Origin of the sequence: Streptantibioticus rubrisoli, from assembly GCF_024436055.1 — a bacterium.
GTDB lineage: Bacteria > Actinomycetota > Actinomycetes > Streptomycetales > Streptomycetaceae > Streptantibioticus_A > Streptantibioticus_A rubrisoli.
This window is the reverse complement of the sequence record NZ_JANFNH010000012.1, coordinates 136,957-147,518: the sequence shown is the minus strand read 5'-3', so window position 1 is coordinate 147,518 and position 10,562 is coordinate 136,957. Positions and strand designations below refer to the sequence as shown.

The following is a 10,562-nucleotide window of genomic DNA, read 5'->3' as shown; positions in this document are numbered from 1 at the left end:
CACCCCCAAACCAACCCCCACAACCCCACCCCCCGTGACATGCCCGACAGCGCGGCACCGCGGTGGCGGATAGGCTTGGGGGCTGTGTCCTCTCCCGCCTCCGCCGCTGACTCCCACCCCATAGCCGACGTCTCCGGCGACGTGCCCGCGTCGTTGTGTGAGCGTGAGCCGCACGTTCCGGCCGACCGGCTGGTCGCCGAGATGGTGCCGCCGCCGCGGTTCGACGCCGTGCGGTTCGACAACTACCTACCGGACCCGAACCAGCCCAGCCAGGCCCAGGCGGTCACCGTCCTGCGCGGCTTCGCCGGGACCCTCGGCGCGGACGGCGCCGAGGCGGGCGTCAAGAAGCGGTGGTTCCGCCGAGGAGGCGAGCGGGCCAGCGGCCCCAGCGGGGTGTACCTCGACGGCGGCTACGGCGTCGGCAAGACCCACCTGCTGGCCTCCCTGTGGCACGCCGCCCCCGCACCGCGCGAGCGGAAGGCGTTCGGCACCTTCGTGGAGCTGACCAACCTCGTCGGCGCCCTCGGCTTCCAGCAGGCCGTCACCGCGCTCAGCGGCCACCGGCTGCTGTGCATCGACGAGTTCGAGCTGGACGACCCCGGAGACACCGTCCTGGTCTCCACCCTGCTCGGCAAGCTGGCCGACGCGGGCGTCAAGCTGGCCGCCACCTCCAACACGCTGCCCGGCAAGCTCGGCGAAGGGCGGTTCGCCGCCTCCGACTTCATGCGTGAGATCCAGGGGCTGTCCGCTCGCTTCCAGGCCCAGCGGATCGACGGCGAGGACTACCGGCACCGCGGCCTGCCGCAGGCCCCGGCGCCGTACTCCGACGAAGAGGTCACCGAGGCCGCGTACGCCACCCCGGCCGCGTCCCTGGACGACTTCGGCCCCCTCGTCGACCATCTGTCACGGGTACACCCCAGCCGCTACGGCGCGCTGTGCGACGGAATAGGCGCGGTCTTCCTGCGCGGTGTGGCACCGGTCACCGACCAGGCCACCGCGCTGCGCCTGGTGGTGCTGGCCGACCGGCTCTATGACCGGGAGGTCCCGGTGATGGCCTCCGGCGTCCCGTTCGACCGGGTGTTCAGCGAGGAGATGCTGAAGGGCGGCTACCGCAAGAAGTACTTCCGGGCGATCTCCCGCCTCACCGCCCTCGCCCGCGACGCGGGCCGCCCCACCAACGGCTGAGCAGATCGGCCGAAGTCCGCCGCGGTCCAGTAGCGCCCCGAAGGGGCGCGGGGAACTTCGCGATCAGCCGCAACGGCGCCGCGGACGATCGACGGCACATCGCGCACTCGCAGCGGAGCGCTCAGCCCGCGACCCGTACCACGGCGGCCGACCACCCCGGCAGTATCAACCGCCTGTCGGTGTCGGGGAATTCGCTCGACGCCGCCAGCACCTGGCAGCCGGACAGCGGAAGTTCACGCGGCTGGTCCGCGAAGTTCACCGCGGTACGCAAGGTGCCGCGGTGCACCAGGATCCAGCGGGCGTCCTCGTCGAACTCCACCCGGACCGCCGCCAGGTCCGGGTCGGCCAGCTCCGGCTCGGCCGCGCGCAGCGCGATCAGCTCGCGGTACCAGCGCAGCAGCCCGGTGTGCGGTTCGCGGCCCGGCTCCGACCAGTCCAGACAGGACCGCAACCGGGTCGCCGGATCCTGCGGGTCCGGAATCCGCGACGCGTCCCAACCGTGCTCGGCGAACTCGCCGCGCCGCCCCTCGCGCACCGCCTGGGCCAGCGCCGGATCGGTGTGGTCGGTGAAGAACTGCCAGGGCGTGCCCGCACCCCACTCCTCGCCCATGAACAGCATCGGCGTGAACGGCGCGGTCAGCACCAGCGGGGCGGCCAGGGCGAGTTGGCGTGCGGTCAGCCGATCGCCGGTGGCCCGGTTGCCGATCTGGTCATGGGTCTGGGCGTAGCCGAGGAAACGGTACCCGGGCACACCGCGCGGCAGCGGGCGGCCGTGGGAGCGGCCACGGAACGACGAGTACGTGCCGTCGTGGAACCACGCTCCGGTCAGCGTCTTGGCCAGCGCCGCCAGCGGAGCGCGCGCGAAGTCCGCGTAGTAGCCCTGGGACTCACCGGTCAGCGCGGTGTGCAGGGCGTGGTGGAAGTCGTCGTTCCACTGCGCGTGCAGGCCGAGTCCGCCCGACTCCCTGGAGGCGGTGGTGCGCGGGTCGTTCAGGTCGGACTCGGCGATCAGGAACAGCGGCCGCCCGGCCTCCAATGCCAACGCGTCGACGGCGGTGGACAGTTCCTCCAGGAACGGCAGCGCCCTGGTGTCGGCGAGCGCGTGCACCGCGTCCAGCCGCAGCCCGTCCAGCCGGTAGTCCCGCAGCCAGGCGAGCGCGCTGCCGATGAGGAAGTCGCGCACCGCGTCGGATCCGGGCGCGTCCAGGTTGATCGCGGCGCCCCAGGGCGTGTGGTGCCGGTCGGTGAAGTACGGCCCGAACCGCGGCAGATGGTCCCCCGACGGCCCCAGGTGGTTGTGCACCACGTCGAGCACCACTCCGAGTCCGTGCCCGTGTGCCGCGTCGACGAAGCGTTTCAGGCCCGCCGGTCCGCCGTACGGTTCGTGCACCGCCCACAGCGCCACCCCGTCGTACCCCCAGCCGTGCCGGCCGGGGAAGGGGCAGATGGGCATCAGCTCGACATGGCTGACGCCCAGTGCGGCCAGATGCGGCAGCCGCGCCACGGCCGCGTCGAAGGTGCCCTCGCGGGTGAACGTGCCGATGTGCAGCTCGTACAGCACCGCGCCCGGCAGCTCCCTGCCGGGCCAGGGGTGCCGCCAGACGTGCCGGGAGTGGTCCACCACCGCGCTCGGCCCGTCCGGGCCGTCCGGCTGGCGCCGGGAGCGCGGGTCGGGCAGCGGCTCGCCGCCGTCCAGCACGAACGCGTACCGGGTGCCGTCCCGGTACGGCGGCGCGCCCTCGCCGTCCGTTCGCCACCAGCCGGGGCGCGCCGGATCGGGCCGCATCGGATGGTTCCGGCCCGCGACGCGCACCGCGACCTGCCGGGCCTGCGGTGCCCAAACCTGGTATCCCACCGTCGTCCTCCCTCTGGACGCGCTCCGGCGCGCACCCGGGTGCGCGAGCGATCTGACGGTATGTACCCCGTCAACGCGGTGGTGGTACGCGGACGGAAGGGCGGTTCCCGGCCGCTGCCCGCCGGTTTCCGGTCCGCTGGACACCTGCCTGATCAGGACCGCAGAATCCCGTCTGTGACGTCATCTGAGTTGCGGACTCATTCCGACCGGCCCTCCGACGCCGATCGGGAGCGCGCCATCGAGGTGCTCAAGGAGAACGCCGTCCGCGGACGGCTGTCTCATGAAACGTTCCTGCAGCGCATGGAAATCGCCATGGTCACGCGCGGCCAGGCCGAACTCGACGCTCTTGTGGCCGACCTGCCGTCCGGCGGCCGGATGGTCCGCTGGGCGACCGGTGTGGTCAGCACCGCTTCCGCCTTCACCATGCGGCTGCGCAAGGCGTGGTGGGCCGAGCGGCTGCCGAAGCTGATGCTGCCGGAGCCCGGTCCCTACCCGTTGCGGATAGGCCGGGACTACGCCTCGGGGCTGCGCATAGGCGACGACTCGGTCTCCCGGGTGCACGCCGAACTGCGCCGCGAGGGCGATGTGTGGGTGCTGCGCGACCTCGGGTCGATGAACGGCACCTGGGTCAACGGGCAGCGGCTGACCGGGGCCGCCGAGGTGCGCCCCGGCGACCTGGTGACGTTCGGCCGCATCGGCTTCCGGCTCGCCGACCGTTGAGCTCCGCGCGTCAACCGCCGGTCGCCGTCCGGGCGCGCTGACCGCTCACTGCACCAGGGAGAGCCACTCGCGATATCCCCCGGCGAACGGTTCCGCGCGTTCGCCGATTGACCTCATCAGCGACCGCGCGGCCCGCTCGGCGTTCTCGACCACCTCGGTGGGATACCCGTACCGCACCCGGTGCTCGGCGAACTCGTCCTCGTCGTCGATGTACAGTGAACCGTCACGGCGGCGCACCACGTCGAGGTCGAGGTCCACCATGGTCACCACCCCGTCCCGCCAGGTCGGCACCGTGGAGATGTCGCAGTAGATCTCGGTCCGGGCGGGAGCGGCGTTGAACACGGCCGTCCACCACGCGTCCCGGGGAAAGAGCAGCACGAACGCGTGGTCGTAGGTTATCGGCGGCTCGAAGCCCCGCTGGGCGGTGTTCCCGGCCCGGCAGCCCAGCCACACACCGTGCTCGTCCTCGCCGAGCGCCGTCGCGTACTGGTTCCAGTGCAACGAGCCGTCGTACTTGGTGTAGACGACTCTTACCGTCTGTTGTCCGTCGGTCATGGTGATCGACAGTACGTCACACGAGCCGCAGCAGCGCCACCGGACGGTCGCCGAGCAACCGTCCCAACTCCGTCTCGCCGCCCAGCTCCTGGCCGGTCAGCGCCTCCCGCCACAGGCCCGGGGGCAACGAGAGCCGGGTGCCGCGCCAGCCGCCCGCCGCCTGAAGACGGCGGCTGAGCCGGGTGACCACGGTAACCACCCGGCCGCCGCGGCAGAACGCCACGCAGTGCCCGGCCGCCGGACCCTCGGCGCGCAGCGGCTGATATCCGCCCCGGGCGTCGAAGGCGTCCGGGCACGCCCGGCGCAGCCGTAGCGCCGCCGCCGTCAGCAGCCGCTTCTCCTGGTCCAGGCCGTGTGGCGCGGCACCGGCGTCCAACTGGGCCAGCAGATCCGGCAGGAAGCGCGCCGGAGCCCGGTTGTCCGGGTCCACCAGCGCGCCGTACACGCCCTCCGTGCCCTGGTACAGGTCGGGCACCCCCGGCATGGTGAGGTGGATTAGCGCCGCCCCCAGCACGTTGGCCCGCGCATGGGCGTCGATCCGGCGGTTGAACCGGGCCAGCGCATGCCGGGCGGGCCCGCACGGCCCGGCCCGGACGAAGGCCTCCACCGCCCGCTCGTACTCCTCGTCGGGCTCGGTCCAACTGGTGCGCAACCCGGCCTCGCGCACCGCCTTGAGCACGGCCGGAACCAGCCGTTCGGCGGGGATGGAGCCGATGCCCAGGGCGGTCTGCCAGGCCAGGTACGCCATGTGCCGGTCGGGCGGCGGGTCGGCCTGCGTATGGACCCCGGCCAGCAAGTCGGCCCAGTCGCCGGGCAGTTCGGACAGGACGGCGAGCCGGGCGCGTACGTCCGCGCTGCGCTTGGTGTCGTGAGTGGACAGTACGGTGCCGGTGTCCGGCCAGTCGTGGGCGAGCCGGGCGCAGAAGGTGTGGAAGGCGTCCGGGCAGGTGCCTGGGTGCCCGGGGTCACCGCCGACCTCGTTGAGCGAGAGCAGCGGTACGTGGCGATAGAAGGCGGTATCCTCGGTGGACTTGGCCCGCAGCGCGGAGGAGACCTGCGCGAACCGGGCCGCGAAGTCGTCATGGTCGCCGCCGCGCCCCAGCCGCCCGAGCGCCAGGTCCCGCACCACGTCGACCGCGTGGGCCTCCTCGGGCACCTGGAAGGCGCCGCGGGCGCCCTCGGCCGCCTCCTGAACAAGCTCGGCCGACTCCCGCCGCCCCGGGTACGGCCGGTACACCGGGAGCCGGACCAGTAGCTCGCGCAGCGCGGTGCGCAGCGCCCAGGGGGCGTGGTCGGCGAGGTCGGGCCGGGTACGGCAGACGCGGTCGGCGGTGCGCACCAGCCGTTCGACCTCGGCGGCCAGCGCGTCGGTGACGACCTGGTACGCGGCCCGGCGCGCGGTGGCCCGCCACTCGCCGCCCAGCTCAGGCTCGGCCGAGGTGAAGTCCCGGTAGACGGCGGTGAGTTCGTCGGCGCCCGCCGGGTCGATGAACAGGCCGTCGATCCGGCGCAACGCGTCGTAGCCGGTGGTGCCCGCGCACGCCCAGTCGTCCGGCAGCCGTTCCTCGCCGCACAGGATCTTCTCCACCACGGTCCACCGGCCGCCGGACGCTTTGCGCAACCGCTCCAGGTAGCCCGCCGGGTCGGCGAGCCCGTCGGGGTGGTCGATGCGCAAGCCGTCGGCTACCCCGTCGCGCAGCAGCCGCAGCAGGGTGCCATGGGTGGCCTCGAACACCTCGGGGTGTTCCACCCGTACCCCGATCAGTTGCGAAATGGTGAAGAACCGCCGGTAGTTCAGCTCGGTACGGGCCAACCGCCACCAGGCGAGCCGGTAGTGCTGGGCGTCCAGCAGCTCGGGCAGCGGCAGCCGCTCGGTGCCGGGGCGCAGCGGGAAGGCGTGCTCGTGGTAGCGCAGTTCGCCGACCTCGGCGTTGACCCGCAGTGCGGGCAGTTCTTCGCCGAGCCGTCCGCCGAGCACCGGCAGCAGCAGCTTGCCCTGGCCCGCCTGCCAGTCGATGTCGAACCAGCGGGCGTACGGGCTGTCGGGGCCGTCCCGCAGCACCTCCCACAGCGGCCGGTTGAGCCGCTCAGGCACCGGCACCGCCATGTGGTTGGGCACCGCGTCCAGGACCAGCCCCAGGCGGTGCGCCCGCGCGGTACGGGCCAGCGACCGCAGCCCCTCCTCGCCGCCCAGCTCGGCGCGCACCCGGCTGTGGTCGGTGACGTCGTAGCCGTGACCGGAGCCGGGGGCCGCCTCAAGGACCGGGGACAGGTGCAGATGGGAGACGCCCAGACGGGCCAGGTACGGCACCACCACCTCGGCGGCGCGGAAACCGAACTCCGGTCGCAGTTGCAGGCGGTAGGTCGCGGTGGGCGGCGCGGCGCCCGGCAGATCGTCGCTCATCAACTGCCTCCCGTCGTCGAACTCGCCGCCTGTCACGCCGGACGCATCAGCACCACCAGGCTGCGGTCCACCAGCCGCAGCCGGTCGCCCGCGCGCACCTTGCGGCCGCTGCCCGGAGGCACCCCGTCCGGAACCGCGGTGTCCACCACCACCTGCCACTGAGTGCCGTGGTTGATCGGGACCACGAACTCCATGGCGGCCTGGTGGGCGTTGAACATCAGCAGGAAGGACGCGTCGGTGATCCTCTCGCCGCGCGGCCCCGGTTCGGAGATCGCCTGCCCGTTGAGGAAGACCACCAGCGAACGGGCGTGCGCCGCCTGCCAGTCCCGCTGCGTCATCTCCTCACCCTCGGGGGTGAACCAGGCGATGTCGGAGAGGTCGTCATGGGTGCCCTCCACCGGGCGGCCGTGGAAGAACCGGCGACGGCGGAAGACCGGATGGTCGCGGCGCAGCCACACCATGGTGCGGGTGAACTCCAGCATGCGCAGCGCCTCGGCGTCCGCCGTGCCGCCGCTGCCGCTCTCCGCGCCCTTCGGCCAGTGCACCCAGGTCAACTCCGAGTCCTGGCAGTAGGCGTTGTTGTTGCCGAGCTGGGTGCGGCAGAACTCGTCGCCGTGCGAGATCATCGGCACGCCCTGGGACAGCATCAAGGTGGCGATGAAGTTGCGCATCTGGCGGCCGCGCAGCGCCAGCACGGCCTCGTCGTCGGTGGGTCCCTCGACGCCGTGGTTGCACGAGCGGTTGTAGCTCTCGCCGTCCCGGTTGCCCTCGCCGTTGGCCTCGTTGTGCTTCTCGTTGTAGCTGACCAGGTCGCACAGGGTGAAGCCGTCATGGCAGGTCACGAAGTTGATGGAGGCCAGCGGACGGCGGCCGTCGTCCTGGTACAGGTCGGAGGAGCCGGTCAGCCGGGATCCGAACTCCGCCAGCCGGGCGGGCTCACCACGCCACAGGTCCCGCACGGTGTCGCGGTACGCGCCGTTCCACTCGGTCCACAACGGTGGGAAGTTGCCCACCTGGTAGCCGCCCTCGCCGAGGTCCCAGGGCTCGGCGATCAGCTTCACCTGGCTGACCACCGGGTCCTGTTGCACCAGGTCGAAGAACGACGACAGCCGGTCCACCTCGTGGAACTGCCGGGCCAGGGTGGACGCCAGGTCGAAGCGGAAGCCGTCGACATGCATCTCGGCCACCCAGTAGCGCAGCGAGTCCATGATCATCTGGAGGGTGTGCGGGCTGCGCATCAGCAGCGAGTTACCGGTGCCCGTGGTGTCGGTGTAGTACCTCCTGTCCGGCTCCAGCCGGTAGTACGAGGCGTTGTCCAGGCCGCGCAGCGACAGCGTGGGGCCGAGGTGGTTGCCCTCCGCCGTGTGGTTGTAGACGACGTCCAGGATCACCTCGATCCCGGCGGCGTGCAGGGCGCGCACCGCGGTCTTGAACTCCAGCACCTGCTGGCCGCGGTCGCCCATCGAGGCGTAGGCGTTGTGCGGTGCGAAGAAGCCGATGGTGTTGTAGCCCCAGTAGTTGGTCAGCCCCTCGTCCACCAGCCGGTTGTCGGTGACGAACTGCTGGACGGGCATCAGCTCCAGCGCGGTGACGCCCAACTCCACCAAGTGCTCGATCACCGCCGGGTGCGCCAGCGCCGCATAGGTGCCGCGGACCTCCTCCGGCAGCCCGGGGTGCAGCATCGTCAGGCCCTTGACATGCGCCTCGTACAGCACGGTGCGGTGGTAGTCGATGCGCGGCGGCCGGTCGTCGGCCCAGTCGAAGAACGGGTTGATCACCACCGACGCCATCGTGTGCGGCGCCGAGTCCAGGTCGTTGCGCGCCTCCGGCCGGTCGAAGCGGTAGCCGTAGACCGCCTCGTGCCAGTCGATGGTGCCGCTCATCGCCTTGGCGTACGGGTCGAGCAGCAACTTGGCGGAGTTGCACCGATGGCCGCGCGCCGGGTCGTACGGCCCGTGCACCCGAAAGCCGTAGCGCTGGCCGGGCATCACCCCGGGGATGTAGGCGTGCCGGACGAACGCGTCGGACTCCCGCAGTTCGACGGCCGTCTCCGAGCCGTCGTCGTGCAGCAGGCACAGCTCGACGCGGTCCGCGACCTCGGAGAAGACCGCGAAGTTGGTCCCGGCGCCGTCGTAGGTGGCGCCGAGGGGGTACGCCTGTCCTGGCCAGACCTGCATGTCGTCGACTCTTCCACTCAAGTTGGCGGTCACCAAGAGGGCGCCGTACCCCTCGCATCCTCGCTCACATGACCGCCCGGATGTCCCTTTTCGCAAGATCTTCCCCTGAACGGGTGGCCGAACGGGGGCCTGCCGAACGCGCCATGGCCGGATTACGAAGCCGTGAATGTCGTGAAGGCACGTCCGTAACGCTGCGACACCTCCCGCGCCCGCAGTACCCTTCCTTGATCGTGGACGGGGGCGGGAAAGGCGGTGTGGTGGTGGCGTCGGGAGGTCTGGTGCTGCCCGGTGGCGGTGACCAGGAGAACCAAGGCGGCACCACGGACGGGACGACCGGTGCGGTCTCCCTGGCACAGGCGGGCGTGAAACTGGACATCGGACCAGAACTGGACTGGGGCGCCGAAGCCTGGGCCGAGGTGCGCACGCGCGCTCGGCGCGCGGGACGGGCCTACGTATGGCTGAATCTCGTCGAACAGCGGTTGCGCGCGGTCGTCGGAGCGGTGCTCCGGCCGATCTACGAGCCGGTGCACGGCGAGGAGTGGGTCGTCGCCGCCGCGGGACCGGCCGGGCACGAGTGGGTGCAGCGGGCGGCCGCGGTACGGGAGGTGAGCCGCCGCAAGGGCTATCTGCTCGACCCGGCCGACGACAACGTGCTCAGCTTCCTGACCCTGCCGCAGATGCGCGAGCTGATCGTGCAGCACTGGCCGTGCTTCGAGCCGTACCTGGCCGAGCGGCGCGAACTGGAGCTGGTGCTGGACGAGTTGGAGGTCGCCCGGCACGTCGTCAACCGCAACCGGGCGCTGTCCGAGACCGTGCTGGCCCAGGCCGAACGCGCCGCCGCCCGGTTGATCGACATGCTCGGCGGAGACTCCCAGGCGGGCTCCGGCAGGCGGCTGCCGGTGGACGCGGTGGAGGAGATCGTCGGCGACCGCTTCGCCGACGTGGTGGGTGTCTACCCCGATCGAGTGAGGCTGTTGCGCAAGATGCCCGCTGAGGACCTGTTCAGTGGCGCGCGCCGGTTGGACGCGACGGGCATCGGCCTGAACATGCTGGTGCAGAACTTCTCCGGCCGCCGACTGGTGCGGCTCGCCGAGACGGGGTGCCGGGTGCGGCTGCTGTTCCTCAACCCGGCCAGCAGCGCGGTGCGCCGCCGGGAGCGCGAACTGGGCCTGGGGCGCGGGGAGATCAGCCGTTCGGTGGAGATGAACATCATGCACATGCGCCGGGTGCGCGCCCGGCTGCGGGACCCGGACGCCTTCGAGATCCGGGTCTTCGACGAGACTCCGCGGTTCACCGCCTACCTGGTGGACGGGGACGGCGCGGACGGTGTCGCCGTCATCCAGCCGTATCTGCGCAGGGCGCGGGGCATGGAGTCCCCGGTGCTGGTGCTGCGCGGCGGCAGCCGCAAGCTGGTGCAGGAGGAGGGCGGCGACCCGCTCGAACGGCACGGTGAGCACGGGCTGTTCGAGATCTACCGCGAGGAGTTCGAGGGGGTTTGGGGGGATTCACGACCCGTGTCGTAGGCAGGTCGGGAGAAGTCCGCCGGGGGTTCGGTAGCGCCCTGAAGGGGCGCGGGGCTGTGTCCATGTGCGGCTCCGCCGCGTGGGCGCGACCAGCCGCAACGGTGCTGCAGACGCTCGACGGCATATCACCGCACTCCCAGCGG

7 protein-coding genes are annotated in these 10,562 nt (G+C 71.8%); 3 read left to right on the top strand and 4 right to left on the bottom strand.

The window, feature by feature from the left end:
• Positions 1-39: 39 nt before the first annotated feature.
• Complete coding sequence (gene zapE, locus NON19_RS14555) at positions 40-1,185, top strand: cell division protein ZapE (protein ID WP_303653732.1); 1,146 nt, start codon at positions 40-42, stop codon at positions 1,183-1,185.
• Between the two features lie 121 nt (positions 1,186-1,306).
• Here zapE and treZ read toward each other — a convergent pair whose 3' ends face one another.
• Positions 1,307-3,040, bottom strand: coding sequence for a malto-oligosyltrehalose trehalohydrolase (treZ, locus tag NON19_RS14550; RefSeq protein ID WP_255928064.1), 1,734 nt, complete (start codon positions 3,038-3,040; stop codon positions 1,307-1,309).
• Between the two features lie 174 nt (positions 3,041-3,214).
• Here treZ and NON19_RS14545 point away from each other — a divergent pair, with 174 nt between their 5' ends.
• Positions 3,215-3,760 carry an FHA domain-containing protein gene (locus tag NON19_RS14545; RefSeq protein WP_255928062.1) on the top strand — a complete coding sequence of 182 codons (546 nt, stop codon included), beginning with the start codon at positions 3,215-3,217 and terminating at the stop codon, positions 3,758-3,760.
• Between the two features lie 45 nt (positions 3,761-3,805).
• On the opposite strand, the gene NON19_RS14540 is transcribed toward NON19_RS14545, so the two are convergent.
• From NON19_RS14540 to glgX, 3 genes are read right to left on the bottom strand one after another with little or no spacing between them, the layout of a single operon-like run.
• Positions 3,806-4,315 (bottom strand): DUF402 domain-containing protein, encoded by a 510-nt coding sequence (locus NON19_RS14540; RefSeq protein WP_255928060.1) that lies wholly within the window; start codon positions 4,313-4,315, stop codon positions 3,806-3,808.
• 16 nt (positions 4,316-4,331) lie between these two features.
• Positions 4,332-6,719 (bottom strand): malto-oligosyltrehalose synthase, encoded by a 2,388-nt coding sequence (gene treY / locus NON19_RS14535; RefSeq protein ID WP_255928058.1) that lies wholly within the window; start codon positions 6,717-6,719, stop codon positions 4,332-4,334.
• A 32-nt stretch (positions 6,720-6,751) separates the two neighbouring features.
• Complete coding sequence (glgX, locus tag NON19_RS14530) at positions 6,752-8,896, bottom strand: glycogen debranching protein GlgX (protein ID WP_255928056.1); 2,145 nt, start codon at positions 8,894-8,896, stop codon at positions 6,752-6,754.
• A gap of 260 nt (positions 8,897-9,156) precedes the next feature.
• Between glgX and NON19_RS14525 the strand changes: the two genes are divergently transcribed.
• Positions 9,157-10,419 (top strand): DUF5919 domain-containing protein, encoded by a 1,263-nt coding sequence (locus tag NON19_RS14525; RefSeq protein WP_255928086.1) that lies wholly within the window; start codon positions 9,157-9,159, stop codon positions 10,417-10,419.
• The last annotated feature ends 143 nt before the right edge of the window (positions 10,420-10,562 follow it).